Origin of the sequence: uncultured Microbacterium sp. (assembly GCF_963528945.1) — a bacterium.
GTDB lineage: Bacteria > Actinomycetota > Actinomycetes > Actinomycetales > Microbacteriaceae > Microbacterium.
Genome location: NZ_CAURWX010000003.1, coordinates 457,810 through 478,771 on the forward strand (window position 1 = coordinate 457,810; position 20,962 = coordinate 478,771).

The window sequence follows — 20,962 nt, forward strand, 5'->3', positions numbered from 1 at the left end:
GAGAGAAAGCGAAAGCCCCGGGTCAGTTGTTGATACCGGGGCTTTCAAAGTCGCGGCCCGAGTAACGTACTGGTTCACCAGCATCGGTCATCAAGGGCTCTCGATGCTTCAATTCTAGGCGAATGGACGATTCTTGTCATCCTCTCCCGATGCTTGGGTCACGGCATGGCTATCCCCTGGCCGCTATGCAAAGTACCTGAGCGCCGCGAAGGGCGACCACGACAACGCCTTGCGCCTCTATAAATGGAACGCGCGACTCTCGGCCGCGCTGTTGCACGATCTGGGGCATCTCGAAGTCAGACTGCGGAACGCATACGATCGCGCGCTGCTCGCTCACCCCTTGGTCGCCGGGGACGATTGGCTCAGCCCGCACGTGGCGTCCTTGCTCCTCCCCGAACACCGTCGCCGGAACGCCGACGGTACAACCCAGGACAAGAACGCCACGCCTCGCAATGCGATCAGACAGGCCCGAAAGTATGCGAATTTCACCGAGGGGAACGGGGTGCATCGGGGCAAGGTGATCGCGGAGCTGATGTTCGGGTTCTGGTCCTACCTCACCGACAGCCTCCACGAGAAGACGATTTGGGTTCCCGCTTTACACAAGGCGTACGCGCCGGGCGCAGATCGAAGCAAGCTGCACGCCGCACTCGACGGCTTGCGCGACGTGCGAAACCGACTCGCCCACAACGAATCGATCTACGACCGGAATCCGGAGAACGTCCGGCGAAGCATCGTGTTCGTTGCTCGAAATCTGTCTGAGCCACTCAGACGACACATTGTCGCGCACAGCACTGTGGCCGCGGTGATCGATTCTCGATCCTGAAGGGCTGGGCGTGCATCACGCACGGACGCGGCGGACGCGGGCGCGGGCCTTCTGCACGATCCAGCACACGACGTAGATCGTGAACGAGAGCGTCGTGATGTACGGGCTCACCGGCAGGGTTCCGGCGAGCGCCAGCAGGATGCCGCCGACCGCCGACACGAAGCCGAACAGCGCCGCGAGCACCGGCACGAGCACGGGCCCAGCGGTCACGCGCATCGCCGCGGCCGCCGGGGTGACGAGCAGCGCCATCACCAGCAGGGCGCCGATGATGTGCACGCTCACGGCGACGATCAGGCCGAGCAGCACCATGAACATCAGGCTCACGGCGCGGGTGGGCACCCCGCGGGCGGCGGCCGACTCGGGGTCGAGCGAGTCGAACCGCAGCGGGTTCCACATCAGCAGCAGGCCGACGAGCACCACCACGCTGATGCCGATGAGCCACCCGAGGTCGGGACTCGACACCGACACGATCTGACCGGTGAGCAGGCTGAAGCGGTTGGCGGTGCGGCCGTCGTACAGCGACAGGAACAGGATGCCCAGGCCCAGGCCGAACGGCATGAGCACGCCGACGATCGAGTTGCGGTCGCGGGCCTTGGCGCCGAGCACCCCGATGAGCACCGCCGCGACGAGCGCGCCGGCGAGCGAGCCGAACACGACGCTGCCGCCGAAGAGCAGGGCGGCCGCCGCGCCCGCGAACGACAGCTCGCTCACGCCGTGCACGGCGAAGGCGAGGTCGCGCTGCATCACGAACACGCCGATCAGCCCGCCGACGAGGCCGAGCACCGCGCCGGCGATGATCGAGTTCGAGAGCAGTTCGACGAGCGCGCCGTAGTCCTGGAACGAGAAGACGTCGCCCCAGTCGAGCAGCGGCCTCATGCCACTCCCCCGTGCTCGTGCTCGCCGTGGTCGTGGTGGGGCTCGGCATCCGGCACACCGACGACGACCAGTCGGTCGCCGGCGCGCAGCACGAACACCGGCGTGCCGTAGAGATCGGTGAGCACGCGCGTCTGCAGCACCTCGTCGGGCGTGCCGAGCAGGAAGCGCCCTCCGGCGATGTAGAGGATGCGGTCGACCCGACCCAGGATCGGGTTGATGTCGTGGGTGACGAACATCACCGCGGCCTCGCGCTCGCGCCGCTGCCGATCGATGATGTCGGTCACGGCCAACTGGTTGGCGAGGTCGAGGTTCGACAGCGGCTCGTCGCACAGCAGCAGAGCCGGCTCGTCGGCGAGGGCCTGCCCCACGCGCAACCGCTGCTGCTCCCCTCCCGACAGCAACCCGACGCGTCGGTCGGCGAAGTGGCTCGCACCCACCGATGCGAGCAGCCGGTCGACCTTCGCGCGGTCGCCGCGGTGCGGAACCGGGAAGCCGAAGCGGCTGCCCTGCACACCGAGGGCGACCATGTCGCGCGCCCGCATGCTCGTGTCGGGGGCGAGAGATCGCTGCTGGGGCACGTACCCGATGCGGGAGTTGCCGCGGTGCACCGGTTCGCCGGCGACGCGGATGCTGCCGGACGACAGCGGCTGCAGGCCCAGGATGCTCCGCAGCAGGGTGGTCTTGCCGGAGCCCGAGGGTCCGAGCACCGCGATGAACTCGCCGGGGTGCACGGTCAGGTCGAGTCCAGACCACAGTTCACGGTCGCCACGGTGCAGCGAGGCGCCGGCGATCTCGAGCACGGGGCGCGAGGCCTCGGCGCCTCTGGTGCGTGCCAGACCCTGTCGAGGGGCCCGGCTCACGACTGGGTCGCGGCGGCGAGGCTCTGGATCGCGTCACTCATCCACTCAGAGTACGACGATCCGTCGTCGAGCAGCTCCGTGAAAGCCACGACCGGGATGCCCGCATCCTCCGCGGCCTTCTCGACGCGCTCCGTCTCGGAACCGCCGGTCTGGGCGTTGGTCAGCAGCGCCGACACCTGGCCGCCGCCGATCACGTCGAGCGCCTCGAGCAGCACGGCCGGGGCCACATCGGTGCCCTCCTCGACCGACTCGGCGAAGCCCTCGGGCGTCACATCGGTGAACCCCGCGGCCGCGGCGAGGTAGCCGGGCAGGGGCTCGGTCATGAAGACGTTCGTGCCTGAGGCATCCGTCTTCATGGCCTCGAGGTCGGCCTCGAAGCCCTCGAGCTCGGCGATGAGGGCGTCGGCGTTCGCCGCGAACTCGTCGGCTCCGTCGGGGTCGAGCTCGGACAGCTCGTCGTAGATCGCTTCGACGACATGGATCATGGTGTGTGGGTCGAACCACACGTGCTCGTTGAAGCCCTCGATGTGGTCGTGACCCTCGTGGCCGTCCTCGCCCTCGGCGTGGTCGTGGCCCTCTTCCTCGGCGTGGTCGTGCTCCTCCTCGGCCGGGGCATCCGTCGCCGGGGCGTCGTCGTCGGTGTGCGCGTCGTCGGAGTGGCCCTCGTTGCCGGGGTAGTCGTGGGCGTACTCGACGGCGGTGATGACGTGCGCGTCGGAGTCGCCGAGGAGCGTGTCGATGAACGCGTCGTAGCCGCCGCCGTTCTCGATCACGAGGTCGGCGTCCTGCACGGTGAGCCGGTCGCGGGCGCTGGCCTCGTACGAGTGAGGGTCCTGGGTGGCGGAGGTGATGATCGACTCGACCTCGATGCGGTTGCCGCCCACCGTCGCGGCGATGTCGCCGTAGACGTTCGTGCTCGCAACGACGGTGATCGCGCCGTCTTCCTGACCCTCGCCGGCCGCGGGGGCGGAGCATCCGGCCAGCGTGAGGGCGGCGACGGAGGCGAGGCTGAGAACGACGACGGGCTTCTTCATGCTCTCACTGTACGAGCTAATGAGAACCATTATCAAATCGGCGGGTCGCTGCCGCCCGCGCCCCGCGCGAAAACGGAGACGCATCGCCCCAGGGTCGGCGTGTCGACCCTCGACACGCCGACCCCGCCCACGATGGTCTCCGTTTCGCGCGGAGGCTTCGCGCAGGCAGCCGGCTCTCAGGGTCCCTTAGTCGAGGAGACCCGCTGGCGCGAGCCAGGCGGTCGCCTCTCCCGCGAGCGACGTGCCGCTCAGCGCGGCGCTCGCGAGAACCACCTCCGCGGCATCCGCACCGAGGTCGAACGGCTCCGTGCCGAAGTTCGCCACGATCTGCCACCCGTTCGGGCGCACGAAGCGCAGCACGTCGGCACGGCCGGTCTCGATCCACTCCAGCGATTCCTCGGTCTGCAGCGGATGCCGCAACCGCAGCGCCTCGCGATAGAGCGACAGGGTCGACGACGGGTCGGATGCCTCGGCATCCACCGCGTGCTCCGCGAACCAGGCCGGCTGCGGCAGATGCGCCGGAGCGCTGCCGAACCCGAACGAGACACCGTCCGCGGTCCACGGCAGCGGCACACGGCATCCGTCGCGACCCAGGCCGTCGAACTCCGCTCCGCGGAAGAACGCCGGGTCCTGCCGCTGCTCGGCGGGGATCTCCGCCACCTCGTGCAGCCCCAGCTCCTCGCCCTGGTAGAGGTACGCGCTGCCCGGCAGTCCGAGCAGCAGCAGTGACGCGGCGTGTGCGCGGCGCAGCCCTCGGTCGCGGTCGAGCATGTCGGCGGGGCCGCCCGCGGCGACCCACTCCGTGCCCTGCTTGACGGCACGACCCTGCAGCGGGGCGAGGCCGTAGCGCGTGGCATGCCGCGTCACGTCGTGGTTCGAGAGCACCCACGTGGTCGACGACCCGGTGAGCCGGGCCTGCGCGAGATTGTCGTCGATGATGCCGCGGAACTGCACGGCGTCGAAGTCGGCCTCGAGCAGGTCGAAGTTGAACGCCTGCCCCAGTCCCTCGGCCGAGGCGTAGCGCGCGCGGCGCTCGGGAGTGTCGACCCACGCCTCGGCGACGGCTGTGCGCGGCGGGTCGTACGAGTTGAAGACCTCACGCCACTCGGCGTAGATCTCGTGCACGTCGTCGCGGTCGATGAGCGGGTGCTGGCCGGTCGAGCGGTCGATGGCGTCGAGTTCGGCGCGCGACGGCAGGGGCTCGCTGAGGTCCTTCGTGAGCATGTGCGCGACATCGATGCGGAAGCCGTCGACACCGCGGTCCGACCAGAAGCGCAGAGTCTTCAGGAAGTCCTCCCGCACCTCCGGGTGGTCCCAGTTGAAGTCGGGCTGTTCCTTGGCGAAGTTGTGGAAGTACCACTGGCCGTCTTCGACGCGCTCCCAGGCGCCGCCGCCGAACACCGAGACCCAGTCGGTCGGCGGCTCCGAGCCGTCGGGGCCGGTCCCCTCCCGGAAGATGTACCGCTCGCGCGCCGCCGATCCACGCCCCGCGGCGAGCGCCTCCTGGAACCACACGTGCCGGTCGGACGAGTGGTTGGGCACGATGTCGACGATCACGTGGATGCCGCGGGCGTGCAGCGCCTCGACCATCGCGTCGAAGTCGGCCAGAGTTCCCAGGCGCGGGTCGACGTCGCGGTAGTCGGCCACGTCGTAGCCGCCGTCGGCCAGCTCCGAGGGGTAGAACGGGCTCAGCCAGACGGCGTCGATGCCGAGGTCGGCGAGGTAGTCGACCTTCGACACGATGCCGGGGATGTCGCCGAGCCCGTCGCCGTTCGCGTCGGCGAAGCTGCGGGGGTAGATCTGGTAGACGGCGGCCTGCCGCCACCATGCTGCCGTCCGGTCGTCGCGGGTCTCGGTGAGAAGCGCATCGGTCATGAGGGGTGTTGCTCCTTCTTTCCTTGCGGTGGGGGTTCTGCGTGCCCGTCGCCGGGCATCCGGTTCAGCCCTTGACGGCGCCCTGCGTGACGCCCTCCATGACGAAGCGCTGCGTGAACAGGTACGCCAGGATGGCCGGGGCCATCGCCATGAGGTACGAGGCGAATGCCACGTTGTAGTTGTTGCTGAACTGGTTCTGGAAGAGGTTCTGCCGCACCGGCAGCGTCTGCAGCGCCGGGTCGGAGATGATCAGCGACGGCATCATGAAGTCGTTCCAGGCGTAGAGGAAGGCGAAGATGCCGACCGTCGCGCTCATCGGGGCGAGCAGCGGGAAGATCAGCTTCCAGAACGTCTGCCACGTGGTCGCGCCGTCGATGCGGGCGCTCTCCTCGAGCTCGATGGGGATCGACCGCAGGAACGCCGTGAACAGCAGCACGCTGAAGCTCAGCTGGAACATCGTCGCGAGGATGATGACGCCGAACGGGTTGTCGAGTCCGACCCGGCCGGTGAGCTGGATCTGCGGCAGGGCGACCACCGGGAACGGGATGAACATCGCCGCGAGCAGGTAGAAGAACGAGTAGCGGAACAGGCGCCGGTCCCAGTTGCGCACGATCGCGTACGACGCCCACGCGGCGAGCACGATCGTGGCGATCACGGTGCCCGCCGTGACGAGCAGAGAGATGCCCGCCCCGACCGGGAACTTCGTGAGGTTCCACGCCTCGACGAAGCCGTCGATGCTGAACGGCGCCGGCAGCGAGAAGGCGTTGCCGTCGACCGCCTGGTTGGTGGTCTTGAACGCCATCGAGATGGTGACGTACAGCGGGAGCAGCACCGTGACCGTGCAGAGGATCAGGATGATCGTCGCCGACCAGTTGACTCCCTCCATGCGCTCGCGCCGCTTCTTCCCGCCCGGGGCGGTGGTGATGGTCTGCGTCGACATCAGAGTGCGTTCCTTCCGCGCGTCAGCGAGAGCTGGAGGAGCGAGATGAGCACGGCGACGATGAAGAAGATGGTCGCATTGGCCATCTGGTAGGCGTAGTCGCCGCCGTTGAAACCCGCGATGATCGTCATCGCGACGCTGCGGGTGGCGGTGCCCGGGCCGCCGTTGGTGAGGCCGACGATGATGTCGTAGGCGTTGAGGAAGCCCTTGAACCCGAGGATGACGTTGATCACGACGTAGCCCATGACGAGCGGGATCGTGATGCGGGTGAGCTGCTGCGTCTTGCTCGCCCCGTCGATGCTCGCCGCCTCGTACACCTCGCCGGGCACCGACAGCAGGCCGGCGATGTAGATGAGCAGCGTGCCGGGCACGGCCTGCCACGCGGTGACGATGACGATCGCGACCCACGCGAGGTCGGGGTTGGCGAGCAGGCTCTCCGACAGCCAGGGGATGCCGGTGGCCGCCCCCGCCGCGGGCAGCGAGTTCGAGAACAGGAAGTTGAAGACGTAGGCGATGATGATGCCCGAGATCACCATCGGGATCACGAAGACCGTGCGGAGCGCGGTCTTGAGGCGGATGCGCGAGGTGAGGCCGACCGCGAGAAGGAACGCGATCACGTTCACCACGATGACGGTCGCGATCGAGAACCCGAAGGTGAAGAGGTAGCTCTGCAGGATCGACGGGTCGCTGAACATCGCGATGTAGTTCGTGAACCCGTTGAAGCTCCACTCCCCCAGCCCGATCGAGTCGGTGAAGCTGAAGAAGATGCCCATGACGCCGGGCACGGTGATCGCGAGGGTGAAGATCACCAGGGTGGGCAGCAGGAACAGGTAGTAGATCGGTTCGACGCGGCGTCGGTGGCGGCGCAGCTCGCGCCGACCGCCCGTGACGATGACCGTCGTGCTGTCGCTGGGTGCGGTCGTGGTGCTCATGATGCGGGCTCCTCACCCGAGGCGTTGTCCTGGGTGGAGGGGATCGGCGCGCGGAACGCGATACGCGCCCAGTCGGCATCCATGGTGCGCAGGGTGGCATCGGTCGAGGCGCCCAGCACCATCGCCTGCGCATAGTTGAAGATCGGCAGCGTCTTGGGAACGAGCACCGACGGGCCCTGGTAGATCTGGCCGTTCTCGTAGTACTCGATCATCCCCGCGATGCGCGGATCCTCGGGGGCCGGGGCATCCTTCGTCGGCGTGAAACCGAGCTGCGACGCGTTGTAGGCCTCGATATTCTCGGGCAGGAAGAGGTACTCGAGGAAGTCGCGCGCGGCCTCCTGATGCGTCGATTCGACCGGGATCATGGCCGCGAGGTCCATGTTCACCCGCACGCCGAGGTCGGCGGGGTCGTCGGTCATCGGCAGCGGGAACGTGCCGAGGGCCAGGTCGGGGGCGGTCTTCGCGATCTCGCTGAACGCCCACGGGCCCTGCAGGTACATCGCGGCCTCGCCCTTGCCGAACGCCAGGTTGCCGTCGCCGTAGCCGCGGCTCGGGGCATCCGCGTTGGTGTAGTTCTCGGCGAGCTGCATCATGCGGTCCATCGGCTCGGCGAAGTCCTTCTCGAACGACACCGGCGAGTCGGGCCCGACCTCGGCGCCCTCCTCGGCGAGCGCGTCGAAGAACTCGATCGTGTCGACCGACCCACCGGCGGTGTAGTCGTACCAGCCCTGGGCGACGGTCCAGTCGTCTTTGAAGGTGCCGTAGAACGGGTCGATGCCGGCGGCCTTGAGCTGGTCGCAGACGGCGATGAGCTCGTCCCAGGTGGTGGGGACCTCGAGACCCTGCTCCTCGAAGATCTGCTGGTTGTAGATGACGGATGCCGCCATCACCGAGTACGGCAGCGCGCTCGTGCGCCCCTCGCACGAGCCGTACTGCTCCATGAGCGGCTGCAGGTCGTCGCGGATGCTAGCGGCCGCGTCGGTGCCGGAGAGGTCGGTGAGCGCGCAGCGCTGCACGAATCGGGCGACCTCGTAGTTGTAGTTCCCGAGCATGATGTCGGGCGGGTTTCCCCGCACGAAGCTGGCCGAGACCACGTCGACCCCGGAGGTGTCGATCTCGACCTTCACGTCGTCCTGCGACGCGTTGTAGTCGGCGACGAGCCCGGTCATGAACTCGATCGCCTCGCGCTTGCTGAAGGTGAAGCGGATGGTCTCCGCTTCCGAGCCGGCAGCGCAGCTCGTGAGGGCGGCGCCGACGAGCGTGAGCCCGAGGGCCCCGCCGATCAGCCGCAGCGCGCGTGTTCGTCTCCCAGACACCATCGTCCTTCCGGTTTAGATCCAGCTATTAAATCTAATGAGCGAATTTACTCCGCTGACCGGTACTCTCTCATTCGGACGGCAGGAAGGCAAGAGGAGTGACCGACATCTCGACCGGGCTCGGCACCGGACGCGCGAGCGTCGGAGCCGTGCTCGACTTCGCTTGGAACGCCGGCGAGTTCACCGCCACCGATGTGATGGGCGGCACGTCGCTCACCCGCTCCACCGCGATCGACGCCATCGACACGCTGGTGGGCGCCCAGGTGCTGCGCGAACTGCCCAACGCCCGCGTCGCCGGCAGCTACCGCTCCGGACGCCCCGCCCGCCGCTTCGCCCTCTCCTCCGATCTCGGGGTGGTCGTCGGCATCGACGCCGGTGACACGCATGTCGCCTTCACCGTCGCCGACGTGCTCGATCGCACCCTCGTGCACCATCGGGTCGAGGTCGACCAGACGCAGTCCGCCGCCGCCCGGCGTTCGCTGATCGTCGAGAACCTCGCAGCCGCCATCGACGAATCGGGCGTGCCGCGCGACCGCGTGCTCGCCATCTGCGCCGGTGTCGCGGCGCCGGTCGACCGCAACGGCATCTCCCCGCCCCACCCCGACGGGTTCTGGGAGCGCACCAACCCCGGTCTCGCCGAGGCGCTGGCCGCATGGGCGCCCGTCGTGCAGATCAAGAACGACGCGCAGCTCGCGGCGATCGCCGAGGGCGCGGTCGGCGCAGCGGTCGGATGCCGCGACTACGTGGCCCTGCTCGCCAGCGAGCGCTACGGCGGGGGTGTCGTCGTCGACGGCCACGTGCTGCACGGCGCGCACGGCGGCGTCGGCGAGGGGGTCGTGTTCGACCACATCATGGGCGTCGGGTCGGCCGTCGGACTGCCGTATGCCGTGCAGGACACCGCGCGCGAGGTCGTCGCGTCGGGCGAGGCGCCGCTCGATGGAGCACTCGGACGCCTCGTCGACACCGAGCGCGTCGATCCTCGCCTCGTGCTGACCCTCGCCGCATCGGGCGACGCGGATGCCGTGCTCGTCGCCGACCGGGTGGGAGCCGTGGTCGCGCGCATCGTGGGCGTGCTCGGCAGCATGTACGACCCCGCGCGCGTGATCGTGTGCGGCGCCGTGGCCGAGAGCATCGAGCCCGTGCTCGCCGCCGCGCGCCGCATCCTCCCCGACGAACTGCACCTGCCCGCCCCGACGATCGTCGCCTCCGAGCTGGGCGCCGAGGTCGTGTCGGTCGGCGCAGTCGCGACCGCCCGCCGCGCCGCCCGCGAGCGCGCCGTGCCACTGCTCGCGGAGCAGCGCTTGAGCGTGCCCGCGTAGACCCGCGGGCGGGCGTCAGTCGCGGGACTGAGCCATGAAGCGGTCGTCGGTCGCGCGGAGCACGCGGAGCACGTTGCCGGACCAGACCTTGCGGAGATCGGCATCCGACCAGCCCGCCGCCGACAGCGCCGCGCGCAGGCGAGGGAACCCCGTCACATCTCCGAGCCCTTCGGGGAAGGCGGGGAACCCGTCGTAGTCGCTGCCGATCCCGACGTGGTCGATGCCGGCGACCTCGCGCGCGTGCTCGAAGTGCGCCACGACGTGCTCGATGCCCACCGCGGGGGCCTCGCCCTCGCGGCCGGCCTCCCACCAGTCCGCCCAGTCGCGCGACACGAATACGGGCACGAACGAGACCATGACCACGCCCCCGTTGTCGGGCAGGCGTTCGAGCACGGCATCCGGCACGTTCCGCGGATGCTCCGTCACCGCCCGACACGACGAGTGGCTGAAGATCACGGGCGAATCGGTCACGCGCAGCGCGGCATCCATCGTCGCCTCGGAGACGTGCGACAGGTCGACGAGCATCCCGAGCGCGTTCATCTCGCGCACCACCGCCTCCCCGAACTCGCTCAGACCGCCGTGCTCGGGCTCGTCCGTCGCTGAGTCGGCCCACGGCGTGTTGTTGTTGTGAGTCAGCGTCATGTACCGCACACCGAGCCGCGCGAGCATCCGCAGGGTCGCGAGCGATCCGCCGATGCTGTGACCGCCCTCCGCTCCGAGCAGGCTGGCGATCCGGCCCTCCGCTCCGGCGCGCTCGACGTCGGCCGCCGTGCGGGCGAACGCGAGCTGGTCGGGGTATCGCCGCACCAGCCGGTGCACGTAGTCGATCTGCTCGAGCGTGTACTGCACGGCATCCACACCCGGCTCGTCTTCGGCGTAGACCGACCAGAACTGCCCGAGCACCCCGCCCTGCCGCATGCGCGGGAGGTCGGTCTGGAAGGGCGCCGGCGTCGCCTCATCGAGCCCCTCCACCGAGTACGCGGCGAGGTTCCGCGCCGCCCACGGCAGGTCGTTGTGTCCGTCGATGAGTCCGTCCCGCGCAGCATCCGTCATAGGTCGAGGCTAGAGGCACGTCCGTGCCGGGCGACATAATCAATGCGTGCGAGAACCCGAGCCGCGGCCGTCGCCGTCGTCGATCGAGCTGCTCCTCGACCCCGCCGCCGAGGCCGCGGTGCGCGCGGAGTGGGAGGCGCTCGCCGGCCGAGGAATGTCGAGCCTCGCGCGGCACACCTCGCCCACCAACCGCCCGCACCTCACCCTGTTGGCGCGGGTCGATCTCGGCGATCTCGCCCCCGACGCCCTCGAGCCGGTGGCCCCGGTGCCCCTCACGCTCGGCGCCCCCGTGCTGTTCGGCGCCGGCGACCGGCGCGTGCTCGCCCGCAGCGTCGTTGCCACCCCCGAGCTGCTCGCCCTCCACGCGTCGGCGCACCGTGCCGCAGGGGCGGGGGCGGATGCTCCGCACACCGCGCCGGGCGAATGGACACCGCACGTGACGCTCGCGCGTCGCCTGCGCCTCGCCGACCTCGAGGCAGCGCTCGACCTCGTCGGTGGGGACATCGCCGCCGAGGGCGTGGGTGTGCGGAGGTGGGATCCGGTCACCGCGACGGTGACCATGCTCGCGGAGCTTCGACCGTAACGACGGGAGTCGTTCGGCGTCCGCGTCGACCCTGCCGTGGCGACGATGTCTAGGGCGATTCCGGCGATGCCGTCGGCAGGGTGACGACGAGCTTCTCGGCGGAGACGCCGTCACGAAGGGTGTCGATCGCTCTTTGGATCGCCGGAAGACCCCCGCCCACGATGCGGGGCTCCGGGTAGAGCTGGTGAGCGCCCGACGCGAGTCTGGCCGGGAGATACCCGCCCCAGACGGCGGGGCCCACGGGCGAGGTCGCGATGGCGCTGCCCCAGATGAACGACGGCGTGATGCCGCGGACGCGACTGCGCACCTGCACGAGCGTCATCCGCATGCCGAGCGTCACGAACAGACGGATGCGCGCGAGGGAGAGGCCGCGACGACGCGGCTGGTCGTAGAACGAGACGGGAGGGCTCGCCATGGCGATCCGGGTGGCGCCGGTGGCGCGGGCGATCCGCCGGCAGGGTTCGGCAGACCCCACGGCGACGGCGAGGATGCCCGCGACCTTCGCGCCGCCGATCGCTTGGACGATCCGCGCTGCGGCGGCCGGATCGCGGTAGTCGAAGACCGCGTCGGCCCCCAACCGCCTCATCCGGTCGTGGTTCTTCGGCGAGGCCGTCGTGATGACGCGGTACCCGGCCGCTCGCGCGAGTTGGATGGCGTTGCTCCCCACGGCGGTCGCACCACCCCAGACCACGACGACCTCATCACGGGGTGCCGCGCTCCCGAGACGGGAGGAGTCCAGCCCCAGTTGGTCCTCCTCGAACAGGCCCGCCGCGGCCGTCGATAGCGCGAGGGGCAGCACGACGCCGTCTTCGAAGGCGACGGCGTCGGGCAGCGCGGCGGCCAAGCCGGCGTCGACCGCGACGTATCTCTGGAAGCCGCTCTCGGAGACGGCATCCCGCCCCTTCTCCAGACCCAGGGCGTACGCGATGACACGGTCTCCTCCGGCGAAGTCGCCCACCCCGGCACCGGTGGCCACGACGACGCCCGCGACGTCTTCCCCGAGGATCACGGGGTAGTCCAACCACCCGTACATGACCGTGCCGTTGGACTGGATGATCGCGTCGAGCGGGTTCACCGCCGCGGCGCGCACCTCCAGTAGCAGCTGCCCCGGCCCGGCCTCCGGCATCGGCGCCTCTCGAATCGTCAGATCCGCGTAAGGGGAATCGATCCACGCCGCGCTGTTGTCGCCCATCGCCATTCTCCGCTTCTGATGACATGTCGTGTCGTCAGAAGCATCCTATGACAGTTCGTGTCATCATGGATGCATGCCCCGATGGTCACCGGATGCCGCCCTGCGACTGGAGGCGGCGGCGATGACCCTATTCGCCGCCCAGGGATACGCGGGAACCACCGTTCCCCAGATCGCCGAGGCGGCGGGGCTCACCACACGAACGTTCTTCCGTCATTTCTCCGACAAGCGCGACGTGCTGTTCCTGCGCGACCGCGAGTTCCCGCACGCGGTCGCGGAGTTCATGGCATCCGTCCCGCCGGAGACCAACGGGACGGCCACGGTGCGCGCGGGGCTCGCCGCCGCGAGCCGCGGACTGCAGGACTGGCGCGAACCGATCGCGCGCCGTCGCCGCATCGTTCACGCCGAGCCCGCCCTGCAGGAACGCGATCTCCTGCGCAGCCACTCCCTCGCCCGCGCCATCGAGGAGACGTTGCACCGCCGCGGCATCGATGCTCAGGAGGCGCGCACACTGTCGGCTCTCGCCGTGACGTGCTTCGACCTCGCAATGGAGAGATGGCTGGACGGACCCGCCGACCTGCCGCTCGCAGACGTCCTGGTGTCGGCGTGGAACGACATGCGACGCAGCCTGAACGGCTGACGCCCCGTGCTACGGGAGCCGGCGACGTGGCGTCAATCGACGAGCAGCGCGGGCTCCTCGAGCACCGAGGCCACGTCGGCGATGAAGCGGCTCATCGCGTCGCCGTCGACCACGCGATGGTCGAACGAGCCGGCGACCGTGGTCACCCAGCGGGGGCGCACCTCGCCGTCGACGACCCACGGCTTCTGGCTGATCGTGCCCATGGCGAGGATGCCCGCCTGACCGGGGTTGATGATCGGGGTGCCCGCATCCATCCCGAACACGCCGATGTTGGTGATCGTGAAGGTGCCGCCCTGCTGGTCGGCCGGCGTCGTCTTGCCGTCGCGGGCCGTGAGCGTCAGGCGGTTGAGAGCGCGGGCGAGGTCCTTCATGCCGAGGTCCTGCGCATCCTTGATGTTCGGCACGAGCAGGCCCCGCGGCGTGGCGGCCGCGATGCCGAGGTTGACGTAGTGGCGCACGGCGATCTCGGCGCCGTTCTCGGTCTCGACCCACGCCGCGTTGATCATCGGAGTGCGACGGGCCGCCCAGATCACGGCGCGCGCGACGATCAGCAGCGGCGACACCTTGATGTCGGCGTACTCGGGCGCGGCCTTGAGGCGCTTGACGAGCTCCATCGTGCGGGTCGCATCCACGTCTTTCCAGACGGTGACGTGCGGGGCCGAGTAGGCGCTCTGCACCATCGCCGACGAGGTCGCCTTGCGCACACCCTTCACCGGGATCGACTCGGTGCGGTCGTCGTCGGAAGCGGATGCCTGCACCGGGGCGACGCCGCGAGCGAGGCCGACCGGCGCGGTCTGCGGTGCGGGCACGGTCTCCTCGCGCACGGCACCCCATTCGGGCGTCTCGATGTTGCGGAAGACGCTCGCCTGCGAGGCCTGCTTCATCACGTCGTCGCGGGTCACCTCGCCGTCGGCGCCCGTCGGGCTGACCGCGGTGAGGTCGACGCCGAGATCGCGGGCGAGCTTGCGGATCGGGGGCTTGGCGATGACCCCCACCGACGAGCGCACCGGGCGCTCGGCCGGGCGCTTGCGCCGCGAAGTCGCGCCGCCGCCGCTGCCGTAGCCGACGAGCACCGACCCTCCGCCCTCCTCGGGCGCGGGGGCCTCGGCGGTGACGACCTTGCCGGGGCCGGCGTCGTCACGGGCATCCGAGACGAACGTGATGATCGGCGTGCCGACCTCGACCGTCGCTCCCTCGGCGACGAGCAGCTCGGCGACCGTGCCGGCGTGCGGCGACGGCAGCTCGACGAGCGACTTGGCCGTCTCGATCTCGCAGATCACGTCGTTGATCGCGACGGTGTCACCCGGGGCGACCTTCCACGTGACGATCTCGGCTTCGGTGAGGCCCTCCCCGACGTCGGGGAGGGTGAAGTTCTGCGTGCTCATCTGCGATCCTTCCGGAACGAATCAGTAGGCGAGGGAACGGTCGACGGCCTCCAGGATGCGGTCGGCATCCGGCAGGTACTGGCCCTCGAGCTTGGCGGGCGGGAACGGCGTGTCGAAGCCCGAGACGCGCAGCACGGGCGCTTCGAGGGCGTAGAACGCGCGCTCCATGACGGTCGCGGCGACCTCGCTGCCGACGCTGGCGAAGCCCTGGGCCTCCTGCGCGTAGACCATGCGGCCGGTCTTGCGCACCGATCCGAGGATCGGCTCGTAGTCGATCGGCGAGAGCGAGCGCAGGTCGACGACCTCGCAGCTCGTGCCCTCCGACTCGGCGAGCGCGGCGGCCTGCAGCAGCGTCGTCACCATGGCACCGTGGCCGACGAGGGTGACGTCGGTGCCGGTGCGCACGACACGGGTCGCGTGCAGCGGGGCGGCGGATGCGTCGAGCTGCACCTCGCCCTTGGGCCAGTAGCGGCTCTTCGGCTCCATGAAGATCACGGGGTCGTTCGAGGCGATGGCCTCCTGGATCATCCAGTAGGCGTCGTTCGGGGTCGACGGCGACACGACCCGCAGACCGGGCGTGTGCGCGAAGTACGCCTCGGGACTCTCCTGGTGGTGCTCGACCGCGCCGATGTGCCCGCCGTACGGGATGCGGATGACGATCGGCAGGCTCAGCGATCCTTCGTGCCGGTTGGTGAGCTTCGCCAGCTGGGTGGTGATCTGGTCGAACGCCGGGAAGACGAAGCCGTCGAACTGGATCTCGATCACCGGACGGAAGCCGGCCATCGCGAGGCCGATCGCGGTGCCGACGATGCCCGACTCGGCGAGCGGGGTGTCGAGCACGCGCTTCTCGCCGAAGTCGCGCTGCAGGTGCTCGGTCACGCGGAACACGCCGCCGAGCTTGCCGATGTCCTCGCCCATGAGCAGGACCTTCGGGTCGTCTTCCATCGCCTTGCGCAGGCCGGCGTTCAGGGCCTTGCTGAACGGCATCGTCTCGAGGGTCACTGCGCTCCTCCTTCGAACGACGCTTCGTAGCGCGCGAGCCATTCCTGCTGCTCGGCGATCAACGGGTGCGGCTCGCTGTACACGTGGTCGAACATGCGGCTCACGGGCGGCGGGCCGAGCTCGACCGTGCGGGCGCGGAGGTCTTCGGCCGCATCGGCCGCCTCGGCGTCGACCTCGTCGAAGAAGGATGCCGAGGCGCCACGGTTCTCGAGGAAGGCGCGCATGCGGGCGATCGGGTCGCGCTGCGCCCACGACTGCTCCTCGTCGCTGCCGCGGTACTTCGTGGGGTCGTCGCTCGTGGTGTGCGCGCCGAGGCGGTAGGTGACGGCCTCGATGGCACGCGGCCCCTGGCCGGTGCGCGCCTCGTCGAGGGCGGCGCGCGAGACGGCGTAACTGGCGAGCACGTCGTTGCCGTCGATGCGCACGCTCGGGATGCCGTAGCCGGCGCTGCGCTGCACGAGCGGCACGCGCGACTGGGTCGTCACCGGCACCGAGATCGCCCAGTGGTTGTTCTGCAGGAAGAAGACCGTCGGCGCCTGGTAGCTGGCGGCGAAGACCATCGCCTCGTGCACGTCGCCCTGGCTCGACGCCCCGTCGCCGTAGTAGACGATGACGGCCTCGTCGCGCTCGACGTCGCCGGAGCCGGAGCGCCCGTCGAAGGCGAGGCCCATGGCGTAGCCCGCCGCGTGCAGGGTCTGCGAGCCGAGCACGAGCGTGTAGAGCCGGGTGTTGCCGTTCTTCGGGTCGGTCGGATCCCAGCCGCCGTGCGAGACACCGCGCATGAGCTTGATGATGTCGACCGGGTCGACGCCGCGGATGCGGGTCACGACGTGCTCGCGGTACGACGGGAAGATCGTGTCCTGCGCGCGGGCGGCGCGGGCCGAGCCGACCTGTGCGGCCTCCTGCCCGCGACTCGGCGGCCACAGGGCCAGCTGCCCCTGACGCTGCAGGTTGGTGGCCTGGGTGTCGATGGCGCGGATGCCGACCATGTCGCGGTAGAACTGCTCGAGCTCCGCGTCGCCGATCGCCTCGATCAACGGCAGGTATCGCTCGGCGGCGGGACTGGGCGCGAATCGGCCGTCCGCCTCCAGGACGCGGACGATTTCGTTCTCTGGCGAGCTCACCGTTCCACGCTATCCGAGGATGACCGCCTAGGGCTGGAGGGTCCGCACAACGGATTCCGCGACCTGTAGGACCTTGTCCACCGACTCATGCTCGCCCACGGATATGCGGATGCCGTCGCCCGGGAACGGCCGCACGACGATGTCGCCGGCGACGAACGCGGCGGCGACCTCTTCGGTGCGCGCACCCGCCGGGAGCCACACGAAGTTGCCCTGCGCGTCGGGCACTTCCCAGCCCTGGGCGCGCAGTCCGTCGGCGAGGCGCGTGCGACGCTCGACGATCTCGGCGACACGCTCGAGCAGCTCGGCCTCGGCGTCGAGGCTGGCGATCGCCGCATTCTCGGCCGCCGACGTGACCGACAGCGGGATGCCGGTGGTGCGGGCCGCATCGAGCACCTTCTCGTGGCCGATGGCGTAGCCGACGCGCAGGCCGGCGAGCCCGTAGGCCTTGGAGAACGTGCGGAGCACGACCACGTTCGGGTGCTGCTCGAAGATGCGCTCGGCGAGGCCGTCGACGGCGTCGGGAGCGGTGACGAACTCGGCGTACGCCTCGTCGAGGATGATGAGCACGTCGGCCGGGACGCGTGCGACGAACGCCGCGAATTCGGCACTCGTGACGACGGGTCCGGTGGGGTTGTTCGGGGTGCAGACGAGGATGGCGCGGGTGCGGTCGGTCACGGCATACGCCATGGCGTCGAGGTCGTGTCGCGCCCCCTCGGTGAGCGGCACCTGCACCCCGGTGGCCCCCGCGACGAGCGGCAGGCTGGGGTAGGCCTCGAACGAGCGCCAGGCGTAGACGACCTCGTCGCCGACGGATGCCGTCGCGAGGACGAGCTGGTGCAGGATCGACACGCTGCCGGCTGCGACGTGCACCTGATCGGGGGTGACGCCGTAGCGCGCGCCGAGGCGCTCGCGCAGGCGCAGCGCGGTGGCATCGGGGTAGCGGTTGATCGGCGTGATGCGCTGCATCGCCTCGACCACCGACGGCAGCGGATCGAACGGGTTCTCGTTGCTCGACAGCTTGAACGCGTCGGGCCCCGCCTGCTTTCCCTGCCGGTACGGCGCGAGGGCGGCGATGGCGGGGCGGATGCGCGGGAGGATGTGGTCGGTCACGAGCACGAGTCTACGATCGTCGGCCGCGCGACACGGCGGGTCGCGGGACGGACCCTGGCGGAGCGAGTAGGCGGTTGGTACCATTGTGGTATGGCTATGACGGTTCGACTTCCTGAGAACATCGACGATCAACTCGGCGCCCTCGCCGCGCGTCGCCACACCTCGAAGCATGCGCTGCTCATCGAAGCCGCGGATCGATTCCTGCGGGAGGAGATCACGACGGACGAGGCTGTGAGCACGGCCCGCGGAGTCGCCGACCGCTACGCAGACCTGTTGAAGAAGCTCGAGGACGCATGACGCGGTTCATCGAACTCCCGCACGCGGTCGGCGTGCTGGAGGCACTCGGTCTGCACGTCCGCGACATCGGCCTCCTCTCCTCGGCCCTGGCCCGCCCGGCGAGCTCCATGTTCGGAGTCGAGGCGTACCCGGAACTCGAGGTCAAGGCCGCGGCGCTGATGTCGTCGCTCAGCCAGAACCACCCGCTGTTCGATGGGAACAAACGGTTCTCCTGGGTGCTCACGCTCACCTTCCTCGAGATGAACGGTGTCATCGTCGACATGCCGACCGACACGGCTTTCGAACTCGTCCTGCGCACCGCGCAGAGCAAGGCCGAGCTCGCCGAGATCGCCGATGCGTTCCGTGCGCATCGTCGGGAACCTCGATCCGCGACCTGACGCCGTAGGTCGCCTGCGGGCCGTCCGCCGACCGACGTCGCGCCCCTGACAAGCGGGGGCGCGCGTGGGAGGATGGGCGCATCATGCGCTTCATCATCCGAGTCGTCGTCAACGCGTTCGCCCTGTGGGTCGTCACGCTGATCCCCGTGCTGCAGGTGAGCGTGATCGCGTTCCCGCCCGGAGGCGACCTGCAGCTCGTTCTCACGCTGCTCGCCGTCGCAGCGATCTTCGCGGTCGTGAACACCATCATCGGCACGGTGGTGAAGATCGTGGCGTTCCCGCTGTACATCCTGACGCTCGGTCTCATCGGCTTCGTCATCAACGGCTTCCTGCTGTGGCTGACCGCCGCGATCACCATCGGCTTCGGGTGGGGTCTGCGGGTCGAGCACTTCTGGTGGGGAGTCGTCGCGGCTCTGCTCATCTCGCTCATCAACGGCGTGTTCGGCTTCATCCTGCGCCCGCAGCGCAAGCGTCCGCGCCGCGACTGACGCCCGCGCGCCCGCCGCCTACGGTGCACGGGCGGCCCGTCAGTAGACATCGCGGCCCCGTCCGCGCGGGTCGCCACTGTCGGGCGGGAGTCCCGGCGCCTGAGTCTGCTCGGGCATGATGCGCTCGGCGTGGTACTCGACGGAGGTCACCGACTCGGCCTCCGCGAGGTCGGCCCACAGCGGGTCGAGGCCGTGCGCTCGACGGTCGCCTGAGGCCTCGAACATCTCAGCCGTCTCGATGTAGTTCTCGATGCGATGCGGCTCGAGCAGCAGGTCGTGCAGGCCCGGAGTGGGGTCGGCGACCCGTTCCACCGTGACGCTGTCGGCCGATCCGGTTCCGCCGGGCGACCCGCCGGCGGCCAGGGACGACACCACGTCATCGGTGTGACGCAACTGCACGAGGGTCTGGGAATCGTCCAGCGTGGGTTCGAGCGGGCTGCCCGCGGTGATCTGCACCCCGACGTCGTATGTGCCGTCCATCGCCAGGTACGACGCGATGCCGCCGCCCTGCGAGTACCCGACGACGTCGACCCTCTCGCCCGGCTTCGCCCCGGCGAGCTTCAGCGCATCGAGGGTCGACTGATACGACGCCGATCTGCGCCCGGAGTACAGCTCGACGTTCGACTTCATGTCCCACGGGTTCGATCCGCCGACCGCAAGCGACTGCGTGCCCGTGATGTAGGCCACATGTCGGCGCGTACCGTCGCTCATCGCATAGGTCTCCACCTTCACCTGCGCTCCCGTCGCACTCGGGAACCGGCGGAGCGCATCGGGCAGTGACGTCGGTGCGCCGGCGGGGGTCGTCGTTCGCACCGGGGTGACGACCACGGAATCGGCGCGTCCGGACAAGCGGGTCCCGTACGCGATGACCCCGGCACCGATCACAGCCGCACTGCCGCCGATCGAGCCGAACACCGACCCCCACCCGCCCGCCGACAGATCCACCTGCCGATCGAGGCCTTCGAAACGGCCCGTGACCCACTCCGCGCGCAGCCGGTCGACGAGGGGCTGTATCTGCGGGTCCGAGGCGGCGAGCGCATCCGCCCGTGTACGCAGGTCGGAGGCGGCCGCCGCATCGCTCGCTTCCAGGGCTCGGGCCTGCGCATGCAGCTCGACGACCTCGTAGGCGTCGGCCATGAGCAGCACGCCCGCCGCATCCGCCTCGATGTCGCCGCCCAGCGTTCGGAGCGCGATCGCATCGGCGGCGAGCGCGGAGTACCCGACCCACTCTCGCCCGGGTGTGGAGAGAGTCAGTTCGAGGTGTGCCGCCACCGCCCCGCCCTCAGCATCCCTCATCGAGGCGGCGGCCGACAGCATCCGCCTCCCGAGGTCTCGGAGCACCTCGGTGTCGACCGCGATCGCACCCCCGTAGTCCACATCGACGCCGCCGCTCATGCCGGTACCTCCGTCTCCCATTCGTGCTCGCGCTGGCGCAGCGCCGACAGCACGGACGCCGCCCGCTCGCGGAAGTCGAGCAGCGCCTCGTGCAGGGCCCGCAGACCCTCCGACGACCACTGCGTCTCGGCGGGGAGCGGTGTCAGCACCGCGGTCGCTGTCTCGGCGGAGAACAGCGCGCCGCGCAGGTAGACGCCCGCCTGCGCCCATCTTTCGGCATCGCCGGCGGACCATGTGTCGGGGGCGAGGGAGGTGATTGCGAAGGTCATGCGGCAAGCATCCGCGCCGGGAGCGGGTCGCGGAGGGCGGAGAGACGCGGGCTGTGGGAGAGATCCCCCCAGCGG

22 protein-coding genes are annotated in these 20,962 nt (G+C 69.7%); 7 read left to right on the plus strand and 15 right to left on the minus strand.

Annotated features, from left to right (window positions below):
* Nucleotides 1-133: 133 nt before the first annotated feature.
* Nucleotides 134-823: an Abi family protein gene (locus RWS82_RS12095; protein WP_314650469.1), complete on the plus strand. Its 690-nt coding sequence runs from the start codon at nucleotides 134-136 to the stop codon at nucleotides 821-823.
* Nucleotides 824-838: 15 nt separating this feature from the next.
* Here the strand turns inward: RWS82_RS12095 and RWS82_RS12100 are convergent, their stop codons facing one another.
* The 7 genes from RWS82_RS12100 to RWS82_RS12130 all read right to left on the minus strand — a co-directional run bounded on the left by RWS82_RS12100 (nucleotide 839) and on the right by RWS82_RS12130 (nucleotide 8,659).
* Nucleotides 839-1,699, minus strand: coding sequence for a metal ABC transporter permease (locus RWS82_RS12100; protein WP_314650471.1), 861 nt, complete (start codon nucleotides 1,697-1,699; stop codon nucleotides 839-841).
* Entirely contained in the window at nucleotides 1,696-2,499 is an 804-nt protein-coding gene (locus RWS82_RS12105) for a metal ABC transporter ATP-binding protein (RefSeq protein ID WP_314650473.1), read from the minus strand. The genes RWS82_RS12100 and RWS82_RS12105 overlap by 4 nt, the downstream gene beginning before the upstream one ends.
* Nucleotides 2,500-2,555: 56 nt before the next feature.
* Nucleotides 2,556-3,593 carry a metal ABC transporter solute-binding protein, Zn/Mn family gene (locus tag RWS82_RS12110; protein WP_314650475.1) on the minus strand — a complete coding sequence of 346 codons (1,038 nt, stop codon included), beginning with the start codon at nucleotides 3,591-3,593 and terminating at the stop codon, nucleotides 2,556-2,558.
* Nucleotides 3,594-3,779: 186 nt separating this feature from the next.
* The gene (locus RWS82_RS12115; RefSeq protein ID WP_314650476.1) at nucleotides 3,780-5,468 is read right to left on the minus strand and encodes an alpha-amylase family glycosyl hydrolase; all 1,689 of its coding nucleotides are present in this window, start codon (nucleotides 5,466-5,468) and stop codon (nucleotides 3,780-3,782) included.
* Nucleotides 5,469-5,532: 64 nt separating this feature from the next.
* Nucleotides 5,533-6,408: a carbohydrate ABC transporter permease gene (locus tag RWS82_RS12120; RefSeq protein WP_314650478.1), complete on the minus strand. Its 876-nt coding sequence runs from the start codon at nucleotides 6,406-6,408 to the stop codon at nucleotides 5,533-5,535.
* Nucleotides 6,408-7,340, minus strand: a complete 933-nt coding sequence (locus tag RWS82_RS12125) for a sugar ABC transporter permease (RefSeq protein ID WP_314650482.1) — start codon at nucleotides 7,338-7,340, stop codon at nucleotides 6,408-6,410. Before RWS82_RS12125 ends, RWS82_RS12120 begins: the two co-directional genes overlap by 1 nt.
* A complete protein-coding gene (locus RWS82_RS12130) occupies nucleotides 7,337-8,659 on the minus strand; it encodes an ABC transporter substrate-binding protein (RefSeq protein WP_314650484.1) in 1,323 nt (440 codons plus the stop codon). Before RWS82_RS12130 ends, RWS82_RS12125 begins: the two co-directional genes overlap by 4 nt.
* Before the next feature lie 95 nt (nucleotides 8,660-8,754).
* Between RWS82_RS12130 and RWS82_RS12135 the strand changes: the two genes are divergently transcribed.
* Nucleotides 8,755-9,975: an ROK family protein gene (locus RWS82_RS12135; protein ID WP_314650486.1), complete on the plus strand. Its 1,221-nt coding sequence runs from the start codon at nucleotides 8,755-8,757 to the stop codon at nucleotides 9,973-9,975.
* 15 nt (nucleotides 9,976-9,990) lie between these two features.
* Here the strand turns inward: RWS82_RS12135 and RWS82_RS12140 are convergent, their stop codons facing one another.
* Nucleotides 9,991-11,028 (minus strand): dipeptidase, encoded by a 1,038-nt coding sequence (locus RWS82_RS12140; protein WP_314650487.1) that lies wholly within the window; start codon nucleotides 11,026-11,028, stop codon nucleotides 9,991-9,993.
* A gap of 46 nt (nucleotides 11,029-11,074) precedes the next feature.
* On the opposite strand from RWS82_RS12140, the gene RWS82_RS12145 reads away from it, so the two are divergent.
* Entirely contained in the window at nucleotides 11,075-11,611 is a 537-nt protein-coding gene (locus tag RWS82_RS12145; protein ID WP_314650489.1) for a 2'-5' RNA ligase family protein, read from the plus strand.
* Between the two features lie 49 nt (nucleotides 11,612-11,660).
* Here the strand turns inward: RWS82_RS12145 and RWS82_RS12150 are convergent, their stop codons facing one another.
* Nucleotides 11,661-12,803 (minus strand): zinc-binding alcohol dehydrogenase family protein, encoded by a 1,143-nt coding sequence (locus RWS82_RS12150; RefSeq protein ID WP_314650491.1) that lies wholly within the window; start codon nucleotides 12,801-12,803, stop codon nucleotides 11,661-11,663.
* A 73-nt stretch (nucleotides 12,804-12,876) separates the two neighbouring features.
* Between RWS82_RS12150 and RWS82_RS12155 the strand changes: the two genes are divergently transcribed.
* Complete coding sequence (locus tag RWS82_RS12155) at nucleotides 12,877-13,440, plus strand: helix-turn-helix domain-containing protein (protein ID WP_314650494.1); 564 nt, start codon at nucleotides 12,877-12,879, stop codon at nucleotides 13,438-13,440.
* Between the two features lie 32 nt (nucleotides 13,441-13,472).
* Here RWS82_RS12155 and RWS82_RS12160 read toward each other — a convergent pair whose 3' ends face one another.
* Genes RWS82_RS12160 through RWS82_RS12175 form a run of 4 tightly spaced genes read right to left on the minus strand, consistent with a single transcriptional unit; the run spans nucleotide 13,473 to nucleotide 18,061 of the window.
* Nucleotides 13,473-14,825: a dihydrolipoamide acetyltransferase family protein gene (locus RWS82_RS12160; protein WP_314650495.1), complete on the minus strand. Its 1,353-nt coding sequence runs from the start codon at nucleotides 14,823-14,825 to the stop codon at nucleotides 13,473-13,475.
* Between the two features lie 21 nt (nucleotides 14,826-14,846).
* Nucleotides 14,847-15,812, minus strand: a complete 966-nt coding sequence (locus RWS82_RS12165) for an alpha-ketoacid dehydrogenase subunit beta (protein ID WP_314650645.1) — start codon at nucleotides 15,810-15,812, stop codon at nucleotides 14,847-14,849.
* A gap of 11 nt (nucleotides 15,813-15,823) precedes the next feature.
* On the minus strand, nucleotides 15,824-16,951 hold the full coding sequence (gene pdhA / locus RWS82_RS12170) for a pyruvate dehydrogenase (acetyl-transferring) E1 component subunit alpha (RefSeq protein ID WP_314650497.1): 1,128 nt from the start codon (nucleotides 16,949-16,951) through the stop codon (nucleotides 15,824-15,826).
* 27 nt (nucleotides 16,952-16,978) lie between these two features.
* On the minus strand, nucleotides 16,979-18,061 hold the full coding sequence (locus RWS82_RS12175; RefSeq protein ID WP_314650499.1) for a histidinol-phosphate transaminase: 1,083 nt from the start codon (nucleotides 18,059-18,061) through the stop codon (nucleotides 16,979-16,981).
* 90 nt (nucleotides 18,062-18,151) lie between these two features.
* Between RWS82_RS12175 and RWS82_RS12180 the strand changes: the two genes are divergently transcribed.
* The 3 genes from RWS82_RS12180 to RWS82_RS12190 all read left to right on the plus strand — a co-directional run bounded on the left by RWS82_RS12180 (nucleotide 18,152) and on the right by RWS82_RS12190 (nucleotide 19,223).
* Nucleotides 18,152-18,358: a ribbon-helix-helix protein, CopG family gene (locus tag RWS82_RS12180; RefSeq protein ID WP_314650501.1), complete on the plus strand. Its 207-nt coding sequence runs from the start codon at nucleotides 18,152-18,154 to the stop codon at nucleotides 18,356-18,358.
* The gene (locus RWS82_RS12185; protein ID WP_314650503.1) at nucleotides 18,355-18,735 is read left to right on the plus strand and encodes a type II toxin-antitoxin system death-on-curing family toxin; all 381 of its coding nucleotides are present in this window, start codon (nucleotides 18,355-18,357) and stop codon (nucleotides 18,733-18,735) included. Before RWS82_RS12180 ends, RWS82_RS12185 begins: the two co-directional genes overlap by 4 nt.
* An 83-nt stretch (nucleotides 18,736-18,818) precedes the next feature.
* Complete coding sequence (locus RWS82_RS12190; protein ID WP_314650505.1) at nucleotides 18,819-19,223, plus strand: phage holin family protein; 405 nt, start codon at nucleotides 18,819-18,821, stop codon at nucleotides 19,221-19,223.
* A gap of 39 nt (nucleotides 19,224-19,262) precedes the next feature.
* Here RWS82_RS12190 and RWS82_RS12195 read toward each other — a convergent pair whose 3' ends face one another.
* Together RWS82_RS12195 and RWS82_RS12200 are read right to left on the minus strand one after the other, a co-directional pair.
* Complete coding sequence (locus RWS82_RS12195; protein ID WP_314650507.1) at nucleotides 19,263-20,618, minus strand: hypothetical protein; 1,356 nt, start codon at nucleotides 20,616-20,618, stop codon at nucleotides 19,263-19,265.
* The gene (locus RWS82_RS12200) at nucleotides 20,615-20,887 is read right to left on the minus strand and encodes a hypothetical protein (protein WP_314650508.1); all 273 of its coding nucleotides are present in this window, start codon (nucleotides 20,885-20,887) and stop codon (nucleotides 20,615-20,617) included. The genes RWS82_RS12195 and RWS82_RS12200 overlap by 4 nt, the downstream gene beginning before the upstream one ends.
* Between the last annotated feature and the right edge of the window lie 75 nt (nucleotides 20,888-20,962).